General features: G+C 71.7%; 11 protein-coding genes and 1 pseudogene. 11 read left to right on the top strand and 1 reads right to left on the bottom strand.

Annotation, left to right across the window (positions count from 1 at the left end):
* Positions 1-17 precede the first annotated feature (17 nt).
* From EMA17_RS19165 to EMA17_RS19135, 7 genes are all read left to right on the top strand, one after another.
* On the top strand, positions 18-842 hold the full coding sequence (locus EMA17_RS19165; RefSeq protein WP_126638295.1) for a cell division protein FtsQ/DivIB: 825 nt from the start codon (positions 18-20) through the stop codon (positions 840-842).
* Positions 843-1,132: 290 nt separating this feature from the next.
* On the top strand, positions 1,133-2,305 hold the full coding sequence (gene ftsZ, locus EMA17_RS19160; RefSeq protein WP_246126765.1) for a cell division protein FtsZ: 1,173 nt from the start codon (positions 1,133-1,135) through the stop codon (positions 2,303-2,305).
* 73 nt (positions 2,306-2,378) lie between these two features.
* Complete coding sequence (gene pgeF / locus EMA17_RS19155; protein ID WP_126638293.1) at positions 2,379-3,110, top strand: peptidoglycan editing factor PgeF; 732 nt, start codon at positions 2,379-2,381, stop codon at positions 3,108-3,110.
* 43 nt (positions 3,111-3,153) lie between these two features.
* Positions 3,154-3,879 carry a YggS family pyridoxal phosphate-dependent enzyme gene (locus EMA17_RS19150; RefSeq protein ID WP_126638292.1) on the top strand — a complete coding sequence of 242 codons (726 nt, stop codon included), beginning with the start codon at positions 3,154-3,156 and terminating at the stop codon, positions 3,877-3,879.
* A 73-nt stretch (positions 3,880-3,952) separates the two neighbouring features.
* The gene (locus EMA17_RS19145) at positions 3,953-4,597 is read left to right on the top strand and encodes a cell division protein SepF (RefSeq protein ID WP_078977600.1); all 645 of its coding nucleotides are present in this window, start codon (positions 3,953-3,955) and stop codon (positions 4,595-4,597) included.
* Between the two features lie 65 nt (positions 4,598-4,662).
* Entirely contained in the window at positions 4,663-4,947 is a 285-nt protein-coding gene (locus EMA17_RS19140) for a YggT family protein (protein ID WP_020552920.1), read from the top strand.
* A 45-nt stretch (positions 4,948-4,992) separates the two neighbouring features.
* A complete protein-coding gene (locus EMA17_RS19135; RefSeq protein WP_126638291.1) occupies positions 4,993-6,282 on the top strand; it encodes a DivIVA domain-containing protein in 1,290 nt (429 codons plus the stop codon).
* Between the two features lie 137 nt (positions 6,283-6,419).
* Here the strand turns inward: EMA17_RS19135 and ileS are convergent, their stop codons facing one another.
* Complete coding sequence (gene ileS, locus EMA17_RS19130; RefSeq protein WP_126638290.1) at positions 6,420-9,569, bottom strand: isoleucine--tRNA ligase; 3,150 nt, start codon at positions 9,567-9,569, stop codon at positions 6,420-6,422.
* A 628-nt stretch (positions 9,570-10,197) separates the two neighbouring features.
* Between ileS and EMA17_RS19120 the strand changes: the two genes are divergently transcribed.
* The 4 genes and pseudogenes from EMA17_RS19120 (at position 10,198) to EMA17_RS19105 (ending at position 14,202) form a co-directional block, all read left to right on the top strand.
* Positions 10,198-10,662, top strand: coding sequence for a TraR/DksA family transcriptional regulator (locus EMA17_RS19120; protein ID WP_246126764.1), 465 nt, complete (start codon positions 10,198-10,200; stop codon positions 10,660-10,662).
* Positions 10,663-10,693: 31 nt separating this feature from the next.
* Positions 10,694-11,311 (top strand): annotated as a pseudogene (gene lspA, locus EMA17_RS19115) (signal peptidase II); the annotation flags it as partial.
* A 272-nt stretch (positions 11,312-11,583) separates the two neighbouring features.
* Positions 11,584-12,528 carry an RluA family pseudouridine synthase gene (locus EMA17_RS19110; RefSeq protein ID WP_126638287.1) on the top strand — a complete coding sequence of 315 codons (945 nt, stop codon included), beginning with the start codon at positions 11,584-11,586 and terminating at the stop codon, positions 12,526-12,528.
* An 84-nt stretch (positions 12,529-12,612) separates the two neighbouring features.
* The gene (locus EMA17_RS19105) at positions 12,613-14,202 is read left to right on the top strand and encodes a Na+/H+ antiporter (protein WP_126638286.1); all 1,590 of its coding nucleotides are present in this window, start codon (positions 12,613-12,615) and stop codon (positions 14,200-14,202) included.
* Positions 14,203-15,021: the final 819 nt, after the last annotated feature.

Below are 15,021 nucleotides of genomic sequence, written 5' to 3'. Positions count from 1 at the left end.
CGGCCCGAGGAGCGTCCTTGCCCGACACGAAGGAGCGCGCGCCGGCCCGTCCGGCCGGGCCCGGCCGCGCGCCGCGGCGGCGCTGGACCAATCTGCGCCCGCTCCTCGTCCTGGTGGTGCTCGTGGTGCTCGCGGGCGCCGGATGGGGGATCGTCTACCACTCGCCGCTCCTGGACGCCCGGACGGTGTCCGTGGGCGGGCCGGTCGTGTTGTCCGGGGACCAGGTCGCCAAGGTCGCCGCGGTGCCGGTCGGCGAGCCACTGGCCGGGATCGACCTCGACGCGATCCGGGCCCGGGTGGCCGCGATCCCGCGCGTGGCCTCGGTCCACGTGGAACGCGACTGGCCGCACACGGTGCGGATCACGGTCCGCGAACGCGTCACCGCCCTGGTGGTGCCGGACGCGGACCGGTACGCGGAGATCGACAAGGACGGCGTACGGTTCGGTACGGTGGACGCCGCGCCCGCGGGGGTGCCGATCGTCAAGGTCGACGCCAACACGGTGAGCCGGGAAACGCTACGGGGGGTGGTCCAGGTGGTCTCGGCGCTGCCGCCGCCGGTCGCCCAGCGTGTACGGGACATCACCGCCCGGACGCGCGACGACATCGTGCTGGTGCTGGACAAGGGCGAGACCGTGTCGTGGGGCGGGGCGGAGGCGTCGGATCGCAAGGCGCTGGTGCTCACCGTGCTGCTGACGCGGCCGGCGAAGTTCTACGACGTCAGCGCGCCCGACGCGCCGGTGACCCGAACCCAACCGTTCCCCTCGCTCGCGCCGCCGGCGCCCGCGCAGCCGCCGGCTTCGGGGGCATCCGGCGCGGCGGTTTCGACCCCGAGCACGCCGTGACCGGGGACGGAAGCACTCGGCCATTGCGATAAAACAATAGGGACAGGTTCGGCGTGTTCGTTGAACCGCGTCCGATGGGGACCTAGTGTCGGCCTAGCCCCAGGTTGACAAAGCAGTTATCCGCACTGTTCGGATCGGCGCCGTTCGATGCGAACGGGGCTGACTCTATACCTGAGGGTGAGGGTTTTGGTGGCTCGCGGAAATCGCGTCCCGACCTCCCCAAGTCGGCAAATGTCGGCATGCCGGAACCACGGCACGCCGACCGGAACTCGAGGCGAGAGGCCTTCGACGTGGCAGCACCCCAGAACTACCTCGCAGTCATCAAGGTGGTCGGTATCGGCGGTGGCGGGGTCAACGCCATCAACCGGATGATCGAGGTCGGTCTCAAGGGCGTCGAGTTCATCGCGATCAACACCGACGCCCAAGCCCTCCTCATGAGCGACGCCGACGTCAAGCTCGACGTCGGCCGCGAACTCACCCGCGGCCTGGGGGCCGGGGCGAATCCCGATGTCGGGCGCAAGGCGGCCGAGGACCACCGCGAGGAGATCGAGGAGGTCCTCAAGGGGGCCGACATGGTCTTCGTCACGGCGGGCGAGGGCGGCGGCACCGGCACCGGCGGCGCCCCCGTGGTGGCCAACATCGCCCGTTCGCTCGGCGCGCTCACCATCGGCGTGGTCACGCGCCCGTTCACCTTCGAGGGACGGCGCCGCGCGAACCAGGCCGAGGACGGCATCGCGCAGCTTCGCGACGAGGTCGACACGCTGATCGTGATCCCCAACGACCGACTGCTGTCCATCTCCGACCGGCAGGTCAGCGTCCTGGACGCGTTCCGCTCGGCCGACCAGGTGCTGCTGTCCGGTGTCCAGGGCATCACCGACCTGATCACCACGCCCGGCCTGATCAACCTCGACTTCGCCGACGTCAAGTCGGTGATGTCGGAGGCGGGTTCGGCGCTGATGGGGATCGGCTCGGCGCGCGGGGACGATCGTGCGGTCGCGGCGGCCGAGATGGCCATCTCCAGCCCGCTCCTGGAGGCGTCGATCGACGGCGCCCGGGGTGTGCTGCTCTCCATCTCCGGCGGCTCCGACCTCGGTCTGTTCGAGATCAACGAGGCCGCGCAGCTGGTCAGCGAGGCCGCGCACCCCGAGGCCAACATCATCTTCGGCGCGGTGATCGACGACGCGCTCGGCGACGAGGTCCGGGTCACCGTGATCGCGGCCGGGTTCGACGGTGGGCAACCGCCGTCCAAGAGCGAGTTGGGCAAGCCGGCGGCGGCGCCGCAGCCGCCCGCCCGCCCCGAGCCGGCCGGTCGCCCGGGCGGCTCGACCATCGGGCAGGGCGTGCTCAACGACCCGCCGCAGACGACCTACCAGACCCCGACCACGCCGGGCCCGCGCACCCCGCTGGTGCCGGAACCGATCAAGGACGATCTGGATCTCGACATCCCGCCGTTCATGAAGTAGAAGAAAAGCGTCGTCGGCAGTCGGCGACGCAAGAGTTCGAAAAATTTCGACACGACCACGAGGTGGCCCGAACGTGTTCACGCGCAGGGCCGCTTCCGGCGGCGCCCGTCTCGCCTTCACCGACCGGTGGGGCGGCACGGGCGCCGCGCCGTATGACGAGTTGAACCTCGGCGACCACGTGGGCGACGACCCGGAGGTGGTGGCCGCCAACCGGGCACGCACCGCCGAGGCGTTGGGCCTTTCGGCCGACCGGGTGGTGTGGATGAACCAGGTGCACGGCGACACGGTGGCCGTGCTGACCGGTCCGACCGCCGAGCCGGTGCCCGGCACCGACGCCGTGGTCACCGCCGTCCCGGGGCTCGCGCTCGCGGTGCTGGTCGCCGACTGCACCCCGGTACTGCTCGCCGATCCGTACGCCGGCGTGATCGGCGCCGCGCACGCGGGCCGCCCGGGGCTGGCCGCGGGCGTGGTGCCCGCCACGATCGAGGCGATGCGCGGCCTCGGCGCCGACCCGTCGCGGATCGAGGCGTGGACCGGACCGGCCGTCTGCGGCGCCTGCTACGAGGTTCCCGAGGCGATGTGCGACGAAGTGTCCGCACTCGTCCCCGCGGCCCGCGCACGCACCCGCCAGGGCACGCCCGGGCTCGATATACCGGCCGGAGTGTGGGCGCAACTCGCCGCGCAGGGGGTTGTGTCGGGTGAGAAATCGCACATCTGCACGCGCGAGTCGGCCGACCATTTCTCCTATCGGCGCGACCGCGCCACGGGTCGGATCGCCGGCTACGTGTGGCTCGCCGAGGACTGACCCCGCCCGGGCGCGGCGGGCCGGCGTCGGCGACGATGGGCCCATGGACACGCCCGATTCAGCGACCGCCACGACCGCCCGACGGCGGGCCGAGCTCGCCGCCAACCTGGCCGACGTCCGGGCCCGGATCGCCGCCGCGTGCACCGCGGCCGGCCGTTCGCCCGAGGACGTCACCCTCGTCGTGGTGACCAAGACCCACCCCGCGAGCGACGTGCGCCTGCTCGCCGAACTCGGCGTCCGCGACGTCGGCGAGAACCGCGACCAGGAGGCCGCGCCGAAGGCGGCGGCCACGAAGGACCTCGACCTTCGTTGGCACTACGTCGGCCAGTTGCAGACCAACAAGGCCAAGTCGGTGGCCGGTTACGCCGATGTGGTGCACTCGCTCGACCGGATTCGGCTCGCACACGCGCTGTCCGCCGCGGCCGAGCGGCAACAACGTTCGATCACCGCGCTGTTGCAGGTCAGCCTGGACGAAGACCCCGCCCGAGGCGGGGTGTCCGCGACCGACCTGGCCGAACTCGCCGACGCCGTGGCCGAGGCGCCGCGACTGACCCTCGGCGGCGTGATGGCGGTGGCCCCGCTCGGCGTCGAACCCGCCCGCGCGTTCGCCCGGTTGCGAGAAATCGCAACCCGCCTACGCGAGGCCCATCCGGCTGCGAACATGGTTTCCGCGGGGATGAGCAACGACCTCGAAGCGGCCATCGAGGCCGGGGCGACACATGTACGCATCGGTACTGCGGTGCTCGGAGTCCGGCCCTCCCTCCGGTAGCGTCGCCGTGAAGTGGATCGCACGACCCACGGTGACCTGAGCCGATCCACCGTGAGACCGGAGGAAGCGGAACATGGCCGGCGCAATGCGCAAGATGGCGGTCTACCTCGGCCTCGTGGAGGACGATGTCTACGAGTATGACGATTACGATGAGGACGACATCGGCCAGGACGGCCGCGACCGGGTCGAGCGCACCGATCGTCGCGAGGAGCGACGGGACGAGCGTCGTGAGGAGCCACGTGAAGTACGCGAACCGCGTGGGGAATCGCGGGAACGTCGCGACGATCCCGTTCGTGGAGCTACTGCCCTCCGCGAAGCGGGGGCCCTTCGCGACGAAGGCCGCCTCGAAGAACACCGCGCAACAGTGTCCGCCATGCCCGAACGCCGTCCCGAGAGCAGCACACCGGTGACCGTACACAAAGTCGTCAGCGAACGTGAGCCCTACCGCATCACGACGCTGCACCCGCGTACCTACAACGAAGCCCGCACGATCGGCGAGCACTTTCGCGAGAGCACGCCCGTGATCATGAACCTGACGGAAATGGAGGACACGGACGCCAAGCGCCTGGTGGACTTCGCCGCGGGGCTCGTGTTCGGCCTGCACGGCAGCATCGAGCGGGTCACCCAAAAAGTCTTCCTCCTATCGCCTGCTAACGTCGATGTGACAGCCGAGGACAAGGCCCGCATCGCCGAGGGCGGGTTCTTCAATCAGAGCTGAGGTGTGCGAAAACTGAGGCTAGGTGCGGTCCTGACCAGAGGGACGGCACACGAGGGGGCAGGTAAATGAGCATCGCGCTGGAGATCATCCGCATCGTGCTCTACTGCTTTTTGATCGTGTTGTTCTTCCGCTTGGTGATGGACTACGTGTTCCAGTTCGCGCGGTCGTACGAGCCGCGCGGGGCCATGGTGGTACTGCTGGAGGCGACGTACTCCATCACCGATCCACCGTTGAAGTTGCTGCGCAGGTTCATTCCTCCGCTGCGCCTCGGGGGTGTAGCACTCGACCTGTCCTTCTTCGTACTGATGATCATCGTCTACATCCTGATCTCCGTCGTGGGCAGGCTGTAAGCGGTACCGTCTGTCCGATGCCGACGATCACGCTGAGGTGAAGAGATGCCGTTGACCCCCGAAGACGTGCGTAACAAGCAGTTCACGACCGTCCGTCTCCGCGAGGGCTATGACGAGGACGAGGTCGATGCGTTCCTCGATGAGGTCGAGGGCGAACTGACCCGACTTCTCCGGGAAAACGAGGATCTGCGAGCGAAACTCGCGGCGGCGACCAGGGCCGCCGCACAGAGTCAGCAGCAGGCCCAGCAGCGCAAGGAGCGCGAACGCCCCGACGCGCCCGTCCCGGCAGCCATATCCGGGCCGACCCCGGTTCCCCCGCCGCCCCAGATGGGTGGGCCGCAGGGAATGCAGGGCGGCCAGCATCCGATGCAGGGCGGCCCGCAGCAGCTCGGTCCCGGTGGACCGCAGCAGCACCCGATGGGGGGACCGCAGCAGCTCGGTCCCGGCATGAGCGGCCAGCACCAGCTCCAGGGCCCGCCGCAGCATCAGCTGCAGGGTGGCCCCGGCATGCCGAGCGGCCAGCACCAGCTGCCCGGTCAGCAGCAGCATCAACTGCAGCCCGGTCAGCACCAATTGCAGGGCGGCCCCGGCATGGGCGGTCCCGGCATGAGCGGCCAGCACCAGCTCCAGGGCCCGCCGCAGCACCAGCAGCAGCTTCAGCAGCACCAGCTGCAGGGCGGCCCGCCGCAGCTCGGTCCGGGCGGACCGCAGCAGCAGATGGGCAACCCCGGTGGCGACAGCGCCGCCCGAGTGCTCGCGCTGGCGCAGCAGACGGCCGACCAGGCGATCGCCGAGGCCCGCTCCGAGGCGAACAAGATAGTGGGCGAGGCGCGCACCCGGGCCGAGGGCATGGAGCGCGACGCGCGGTCCAAGGCCGACGCCCTGGAGCGTGACGCGCAGGAGAAGCACCGCGTCGCGATGGGCTCGCTGGAGAGCGCCCGCGCCACGCTCGAGCGCAAGGTCGACGACCTGCGCGCGTTCGAGCGGGAGTACCGCACGCGGCTGAAGTCGTACCTGGAGAGCCAGCTTCGTCAGCTGGAGTCGCAGGCCGACGACTCGCTCGCGCCGCCGCGGACCCCGGCCACGGCCTCGCTGCCGCCGGCCATGTCGTCCGCGCCGGTACCGATGTCGCAGTCGATGGCACCGTCCATGGGCCAGTCGATGTCCCAGCCGTCGTCGATGTCGCCGGCCATGACGCCGTCGATCGGGCAGCAGATGAGCCCGGCGATGACGCAGCAGATGTCGCCGGTGCGTCCGCAGGCTCCGCAGCCGCAGCAGATGCAGCAGCCGTCGCCGATGCGCGGGTTCCTGATCGACGAGGACCCCGACAACTGACCGGCCACTGAGCGTCGGTCGGTCATCCGAGAAGCGCCCGCCCCCTTCGGGGGGACGGGCGCTTCTCGGGTTTCACGGCTCGGGTACGGCGCGGCCGAGGCTCGGGCGGGACGACCGCGGTCGCCCCGCCCGGTCGGTCAGACCTTGCGCAGCCAAAAACGCAGACCGAGCGCCGGGTCGCCGTGCTCGAACAACTCCTCGTCCTCGGGGGAGCCCTGGGCGAACTGCGTCGCCAGCACCTCCTCGGCGACCTGACCGCCGTGTGCGAGCAGCGCCGACGTGGTCTCCTCCGACTCGTCCGCGGCCCACCACACCAGGATCCGGTCGGACACCTCCAGGCCGCTGTTCTTGCGCGCCTCCTGGATCAGCCGGACCACGTCCCGGGCCAGACCCGCGAGCCGCAGTTCGGGGGTGATGGTCAGGTCGAGCGCCACGGTCGCGCCGTCCTGGCCGGCCACCGTCCAGCCCTCGCGCGGGGTTTCGGTGACGATGACCTCCTCGGCCACCACCTCCACCGGCTCGCCCTCGACGTCGACCACCGCGGTGCCCGAGGTACGCAGCGCCGCCGCCAGGGCCGCCGCGTCGGCCGCCGCGATGGCACCGGCCACCACCGGGGTGCGCTTGGCGAACCGCTTGCCCAGGGCCCGGAAGTTGCCCTTCGCGCTGTACTCGACCAGGTCGCCGCCCGCCTCGGACAGCGCCGCGACCGAGACCACGTTCAGCTCCTCGGCGATCTGCGCGCGCAGTTCGTCGGACAACTCGTCCCAGCCGCTCGCGCCGATCAGCGCCCGGCCCAGCGGCTGCCGGGTCTTGACGCCGGAGTCCGCCCGGGTGGCCCGGCCCAACTCGACCAGGCGCCGCACCAGCGCCATCCGCCGCCCCAGTTCGGGCTGTACGAGCGCCGGGTCCGCGGTCGGCCAGGTCGCCATGTGCACCGACGCGGGGGCGTCGGCGGTGACCGGACGCACCAGGTCCTGCCAGACCCGCTCGGTGATGAACGGCACCAGCGGCGCCATCAGCTTCGTCACCGTGACCAACGCCTCGTGCAGCGTGGCCAGCGCGGCCGGGTCCGCGTTCCAGAACCGCCGCCGGGACCGGCGCACGTACCAGTTCGACAGGTCGTCCACGAACGCGGTGAGCGCCTTGCCCGCGCGCTGCGTGTCGTAGGCCTCCAGGGCCGCGTCCACGTCGCCCACGAGGGTGTTCAGCTCGGACAGCAGCCACCGGTCGAGCAGCGGGCGCTCGGCCGGGGCCGGGTCGCTCGCGCTCGGCGTCCAGCCGCCGGTGCGCGCGTACAGGGCCTGGAAGCTGACCGTGTTCCAGTAGGTCAGCAGCGTCTTGCGGACCACCTCCTGGATGGTGCCGTGCCCGACCCGACGGGCCGACCACGGCGAGCCGCCCGCGGCCATGAACCAGCGCACCGCGTCGGCGCCGTGCCGGTCCATCAGCGGGATCGGCTCCAGGATGTTGCCCAGGTGCTTGGACATCTTCCGGCCGTCCTCGGCCAGGATGTGCCCCAGGCAGACCACGTTCTCGTAGGACGACCTGTCGAACACCAGCGTGCCGACCGCCATCAGCGTGTAGAACCAGCCGCGGGTCTGGTCGATCGCCTCGGAGATGAACTGCGCCGGGTAGGACTGCTCGAACAACTCGCGGTTGCGATACGGGTAGCCGAACTGGGCGAACGGCATCGACCCCGAGTCGTACCAGGCGTCGATCACCTCGGGCACCCGGGTCGCCCGCTCGCCGCACGCGGTGCCGTCGGCGGCCTTGGCCGGGCAGCCGAAGACGACCTCGTCGATGTACGGCCGGTGCGGGTCCAGACCGGACAGGTCGCGCCCGGTCAGCTCGGAGAGTTCGGCCAGCGAGCCGGCGCAGGTCAGGTGACCCTCGTCGCACCGCCAGATGGGCAGCGGGGTGCCCCAGAAGCGGTTGCGCGAGAGCGCCCAGTCGATGTTGTTGTTCAGCCAGTCGCCGTAGCGGCCCCACTTGACCGTGTCCGGGTGCCAGTTGGTCCGCTCGTTCTCGCGCAGCAGCGCGTCCTTGACCGCGGTGGTGCGTACGTACCAGGACGGCTGCGCGTAGTAGAGCAGCGCGGTGTGGCAGCGCCAGCAGTGCGGGTAGCTGTGCTCGTACTCCAGGTGCCGGAACAGCAGCCCCCGGGCCCGCAGATCGGCCACCAGGACCTCGTCGGCCTTCTTGAAGAACTGTCCGCCGACCAGCGGCAGCTCGGCCTCGAAGGTGCCGTCGGGGCGCACCGGGTTGACCACCGGCAGGCCGTACGCGCGGCAGGTCTCCAGGTCGTCCGCGCCGAACGCGGGCGCCTGGTGCACGACGCCGGAGCCGTCCTCGGTGGTGACGTACTCCGCGAGCACCACGAAGTTCGCGTCCTCCAGCGGCAGCAGGTCGAACGGGCGCCGGTAGGACCAGCGTTCCATCTCCCGGCCGGTGAAGCGCTCCCCGGTGGCCACCCAGCCCTCGCCGAGCGCCTTCGCGAGGAGCGGCTCGGCGACCACGAGGCGTTCGTCGCCGTCGGTGGCCACCACGTAGGTGACGTCGGGGTGCACCGCGGCCGCGGTGTTGGAGACCAGCGTCCACGGCGTGGTCGTCCACACGAGCAGCGCCGCCTGCCCGGCCAGCGGCCCGGAGGTGAGCGGGAAGCGTACGTAGACCGAGGGGTCGACGACCGTCTCGTAGCCCTGCGCGAGTTCGTGGTCGGACAACCCGGTGCCGCAGCGCGGACACCACGGCGCGACCCGGTAGTCCTGGGTCAGCAGGCCCTTGTCGAAGATCTGCTTGAGCGACCACCAGACCGACTCGACGTACTCCGGGTCCATCGTGCGGTACGCCTTGGACATGTCGACCCAGTAGCCCATCCGGGTGGTCAGGTCCTCGAACGCGCCCACGTGCGTCATGACCGACTCGCGGCACTTCGCGTTGAACTCGGCGATCCCGTAGCGCTCGATGTCCGGCTTGCCGGAGAAGCCCAACTGCTTCTCCACGGCCAGCTCGACGGGCAGGCCGTGGCAGTCCCACCCGGCCTTGCGCGGCACGTTGTAGCCGCGCATCGTGCGGTAGCGCGGGAACACGTCCTTGAACACGCGCGCCTCGATGTGGTGCGCCCCCGGCATGCCGTTGGCCGTCGGCGGGCCCTCGTAGAAGACCCAGCGGGGGCCGTCGGCGTTCTGCGCGAGGGAGCGCTCGAAGATGTCGTTGTCCCGCCAGAACGCGAGGACCTCGTGCTCCATGGCGGGCAGGTCGACCTGCGCCGGTACCGGGCGGTACATGTGGCTTCCTTCCGCGGGCTGTGATGCGTGCCTACCGAAGGGACGAGACGGCCGTCGGCCGATCCCGCGGTACCACCCTTCTTGGCCGCGCGCCGCCCGATCCGCCAACCGTGCCCGGGCGGGCACAACCCTCTCGTCTGCGCGAGGGCCGGTTCTACGGGTCGCTCCGCAACCGGACCGACCTTTCCTCCGACAGCTCCGGGGTGATCTTCACCTCGCGCACACCCCCGGGCTCACACCGTCCCCGGGTCGCTGGTGGCTGCGTGCGACGCTACTCGTCCCCATCGACACCGTCTCGCTCTGCGGATTGTACGACCCGCGCACGCCCCGGCGCCTCCGAGTTCACCCGCCCCCAGGTGCATAACGATCCGCTCGGGAACCGGTAACGAACGGGACACGTAGAAGAGGGATAAGCGTGGTTGCGTCTGGGCACAACCGATTTACGTCGCCGCCCCGGCGCACTCAGTGACGGGACGGCGCGTCCGGTTGTCCGGGGCGACCCATCCCTAAGCGAAACAAGGGGGCCGTGAACATGACGGATACAGAGAAGGCGAGTGGCGGGCGGACGCGTCGTGCGACCACGACGGCCGCGCCGCGAGCCTCGGTACGGGGAGGAACGGGACGCACCGTGAAGGCACCTGCACACGTGACCACCTCGACCGCGACGCTCCCGACCCCGCCGAGCGGGTTCCATGAGCCGACGATGTACATCGTCCGGCCGGGGGAGGATCCCTGGGACGACGCGGAGCTGCGCGAGGTGCGCGAAGGCCTGATCGAGACGGCGCACGAGCTGCGCGCCGAGATCGCGGTGTCGGAGAACGGCATCGCCGATCTGCTGCGCGACTCGGGGGAGGGCGCGGGCGACGATCAGGCGGACACCGGGACCAAGAACTTCGAGCGCGAGCACGAGATGTCCCTGACCAACAACGCGCGTGGCATGCTGCTCCAGTCGGAGAAGGCGCTGCGGCGCCTCGCCGACGGGACATACGGGGCCTGCGAGTCGTGTGGTTCGGCCATCGGCAAGGCGCGCCTGCAGGCGTTCCCGCGTGCGACCCTGTGTGTGACCTGCAAGCAGCGCGAAGAGCGCCGGTAGCCGTCGCGGCCGCCGGCGGCGCGTCCGAGGACTGGAGCATGCCATCGGCACCGGAGCGGAACGACGGGAAGACGCGGAGTCGCAGGCCCCCGCGGGGGAGCCGGACACCGGGGCGACCGGGGGCGGGGCGGACGGCGACGAGCCGACCGCGCCCGCCGGTTCGCGTACCCGTCGCTACATCCTGGTCCTGCTCGGCGTCGCGGCCGTCGCCTACGCCCTGGACCTGATCAGCAAGCTGATCGTGGTGAAGAAGCTCGAATACCACGCCCCGATCGACATCCTCGGCGACTGGCTCCAGTTCCGGGCCACCCGCAACGCGGGCGCGGCGTTCGGCATGGGCCAGGGGCTGACCATCGTGCTCACGGTGATCGCCAGCGCGGTGATCGTGGTGATCCTGCGGCTCGCCCGCAAGCTGAACAGCCTGCCCTGGGCGATCGCCCTGGGCCTGCTGCTCGGCGGCGCGCTCGGCAACCTCACCGACCGGATCTTCCGCTCGCCCAGCGTGTTCGAGGGCCACGTGGTGGACTTCATCGCGCCCAAGCACTTCGCGATCTTCAACCTGGCGGACTCGGCGATCGTGGTGGGTGGCTGCCTGATCGTGCTGCTGTCGTTCCTGGGCCTGCAGCCGGACGGTACGCGCGAGGGTGACGACGAGGGCGGGGACGAGGACGAGGCGACGCCGACGGGCGGGGACGAGCGCGCGGACACGGACGCGGCGGGAAGCGGCGCGGAGGTCGGGGGCGAGGCGAAGGCCGAGACCGGGCGGGCCGCCGGGACCGGGAACGGGGTCGTGGACGCGCCCGCCGGGGCCACGCGGGCGTCCGCGGCGGCGTCCTCCGGGACCGCCGAGCGGGCCGCCGGGGACCGGGCCGGCGACCACGTCGTCGAGTCCGGTCCGGATGCCGGGCATACTCGTATCTCGTGACTGTCAATCCCGGCTCCCCCGAAATCCGCACGCTTCCCGTTCCCGACGGCCTCGAAGGCGAGCGGGTCGATGCCGCGCTCTCGCGGATGTTCGGCTTCTCGCGCACCAAGGCGGCCGAGCTGGCCGCCACCGGGAAGGTGCAGCTCGACGGCCGGGCGGCGGGCAAGTCCGACCGGGTGGTCGGCGGAGCCTGGATCGAGGTCGAGATGCCGGGCGCGCCCCGACCGGTGCAGCTCGTCGCCGAACCCGTGCCCGGCATGCGGATCGTGCACGACGACGACCACATCGTGGTGATCGACAAGCCGATCGGCGTCGCCGCGCACCCCAGCCCCGGCTGGACCGGCACCACCGTGGTCGGCGGCCTCGCGGCGGCCGGCTACCGGATCTCCACCTCCGGCGCGGCCGAGCGCCAGGGCGTGGTGCACCGCCTGGACGTGGGCACCTCGGGGCTGATGGTGGTGGCCAAGTCGGAGCGCGCCTACACGCTGCTCAAGCAGCAGTTCCGCGACCGCACGGTGGACAAGCGCTACCACGCGCTGGTCCAGGGCCACCCGGACCCGCACACCGGCACCATCGACGCGCCGATCGACCGGCACCCCACGCACGACTACAAGTGGGCCGTGGTGACGGGCGGCAAGCCCAGCGTCACGCACTACGACACGATCGAGGCGTTCCGCGCCGCGAGTCTGCTGTCGATCAAGCTGGAGACCGGACGCACCCACCAGATCCGGGTGCACATGGCGGCGCTGCGGCACCCGTGCGTGGGCGACCTGACCTACGGCGCGGACCCGACGCTGTCCAAGCGGCTGGGCCTGGAGCGGCAGTGGCTGCACGCGGTGAGCCTGGCCTTCGAACACCCCGGCGACGGCACGTGGGTGCGGTACGAGAGCGGCTACCCGGCCGACCTGACCGCGACCCTGGAGCGGGTCACCGACAGGTGAGGCAATTGCCCGCCGACCGGTGATTCGGCGGCGATTCGGGGAACCCTCCAAGATCGAATCGTGGTCGATCGGTCTGGGGGTGGAGTGGGTCAGCTCACACTGCTGTTCCTGTTGATGTTCGGCACGGTCGTGGTGGTGCCGCTCGCGGGCCGATTGCGGCTGCCCTTTCCGGTGTTGCTGACGCTGTACGGCGTGCTGCTCGGGTGGTTGCCGTTCGTGCCCAACCTGCGGATCGACCCGGACCTGCTGCTGCCGCTGCTGTTGCCGCCGCTGCTGTACGCGGCGGCGCAGCGGTCGAGTTGGCGCGAGTTCGCGGTCAACGCCCGGCCGATCACGCTGCTCGCGGTCGCCCTCGTGCTGGTGACCACGGCGGCGGTGGCGGCCGTGGCGGACGCGATGATCCCCGGGCTGCCGCTCGCCGGCGCGGTCGCGCTGGGCGCGCTGGTGGCGCCGCCGGATCCGGTGGCGGCGACGGCGGTGGCCGGGAGTCTGCGGCTGCCGCGGCGGCTGGTGGCGATCCTGGAGGGTGAGGGGCTGTTCAACGACGTCACCTCGCTCGTGCTCTACCAGGTCGCGGTCGCGGCGGTGGTCGGCGGCACGTTCTCGCCCGCCGAGGCGGTGGGCATGTTGGCGCTGTCCGCGGTGGTCGGCGTCGGGATCGGCTTCGCGGTCGGGCTGGCCGGGCGGTTGTTGCTCGGCCGGCTGGACGAGCCCACGCTGCAGACGCTGCTCACCCTCCTGGTGCCGTTCCTGGCCTACGTGGTCGCCGACGAACTGCGTGGTTCCGGCGTGCTCGCGGTGTTGACCACCGCGTTCTACCTGGGCTCGGTCGCCGAGGACGCGGACAACGTGGTCGGCCGGCTCACCGGGCGCTCGTTCTGGGAGGTCGTCGACCTGGTCGTGACCGGTGTCGCGTTCGGGGTGATCGGCCTGGAGATGTGGGAGATCTTCCACGACCTGCGGGGCGACCGGGGCCGGTTGTTCCTGGAGGCGGGCGCGGTGGTGCTGACCTTGATCGTGGTGCGGGGTCTGTGGTTGTTCCCGGTCGCGGCGCTGGCCCGCCGGCTGCACGCACGGCTGCCGACCACGGGCGAGAGCCAGACCCCGGATCCGCGCGAGACCGTGGTGGTGTGGTGGGCCGGGATGCGCGGCGTGGTGACGATCGCGCTCGCGCTGGCGCTGCCGCTGACCACCGACGCCGGCGACGCCTTCCCCGAGCGGCAACGACTGATCGCGATCGCGTTCTGCGTGATCGTGGTGACGCTGCTGCTCCAGGGGGTGAGCCTGCCATGGCTGGTGCGCCGGCTCGGGGTCTCGGAGACGGACGACTCGGAGAGCCACGAGGAGCGCCGGATCGCGGCGGCGGCGACGAAGGCCGCGCTGCGGCGGCTGCGCGAGCTGGACGAGCAGCGCGACCTCCCGGACGAGATGGTGCAGCGGTTGCGGGCGCGGCAGAAGGCGCTGCTGGCCGAGCTGAAGCCGGAGGGCATGGGCGAGGAGTTGGCCGCCGCGGTGGTCGAGCGCTCGCGGCGGATCAAGCTCCTGCACGAGATCGAGGCGGAGATGACGGCGGCGGCGCGGCGCGAGGTGATCGCGGCCCGGGGCCGCCGCGGCGTCGACCCGGCGGCAGCCGACCGCGTCCTCCGACGCCTGGACCTCCGCAGCGTACGGTGAACCCGCCTCAGCGGCCCTCCCCGCCGAGCCGGGCCACTTCGTACCGGGCCCGCCCTCAAACGCCGGACGGGCCGGGTCCTCGCCCGCGCCCGGTGACCGCCCCCGCCGTCGGCGGGCGCCTGCGGCGGGGCCGGCGTCCTCGAACGCCGAGCGGGCTGGGGTCGGGCTGCGTTCGGCGGATGGTGCTCCCGTCGGCGGGCGCCCGCGGCGGGCTGTCCTCAAGCGCCGGACGGGCTGGGATTCGGTTGGGCTCGGCGGATGGTGTCTTGGGTCGCGGACGCTCGCGGCTGCGGCGCTGCGTCTGGGGTTGCGGGCCGGCCGGCGCGGGGCCGGCCTGGGGCGTGGGGTGGGCCGCCGGCGGCGGCTGCGGCGTGCGGCGTGCGGGGTTCGGAGGCTTGGGGTTCCCGACGAGACGGGTGTGTTGCCGGAGGGGGTCGGGCCGGGGCAGCCGGGGGCCTTCCCGAGTGGGCCGGGCGTTCGCGGCGGGCGTCGCGCCTTCGGCTGCGGGCCGGCGGGCGCGGGGCCGGTCCGGGTGGGTGCGTGGGCCGCTGCCGGCGTGCGCGGCTTCGAGACTCCGGGCTTGCGGCGAGACGACTGTGTTGCTCACCGAAAATCGGCCTGCAGCGGCGGGCAGGGTGGGCACTCGGGTCGAGTTCTCTGAGGGGCCTTTCCGAGTGGGTCGGGCGTTCGCGGCGGGCGTTGCGCCTTGGGTTGCGGGCCTGCCGGTGCGAACTCGGTCCGGGCCGTGGGGTGGGCCGCCGCCGGCGTGCGGGGCTCCGAGGCCCGAAGCTCCCGACGAGACGGGTGCGTTGCTCACCG

Source organism: Embleya hyalina (genome assembly GCF_003967355.1).
GTDB classification, from domain to species: Bacteria; Actinomycetota; Actinomycetes; order Streptomycetales; family Streptomycetaceae; genus Embleya; species Embleya hyalina.
Note: the sequence above shows the minus strand (reverse complement) of the source record. Positions and strands in the feature narration are given on the sequence as shown.

Excerpts from the sequence above, each read along its gene's own strand:
- EMA17_RS19135 (WP_126638291.1), top strand. The coding sequence starts at position 4,993 with ATGCCGTTGACCCCCGAAGACGTGCGTAACAAGCAGTTCACGACCGTC.
- ileS (WP_126638290.1), bottom strand. The coding sequence starts at position 9,569 with ATGTACCGCCCGGTACCGGCGCAGGTCGACCTGCCCGCCATGGAGCAC.
- EMA17_RS19150 (WP_126638292.1), top strand. The coding sequence starts at position 3,154 with ATGGACACGCCCGATTCAGCGACCGCCACGACCGCCCGACGGCGGGCC.
- EMA17_RS19145 (WP_078977600.1), top strand. The coding sequence starts at position 3,953 with ATGGCCGGCGCAATGCGCAAGATGGCGGTCTACCTCGGCCTCGTGGAG.
- EMA17_RS19140 (WP_020552920.1), top strand. The coding sequence starts at position 4,663 with ATGAGCATCGCGCTGGAGATCATCCGCATCGTGCTCTACTGCTTTTTG.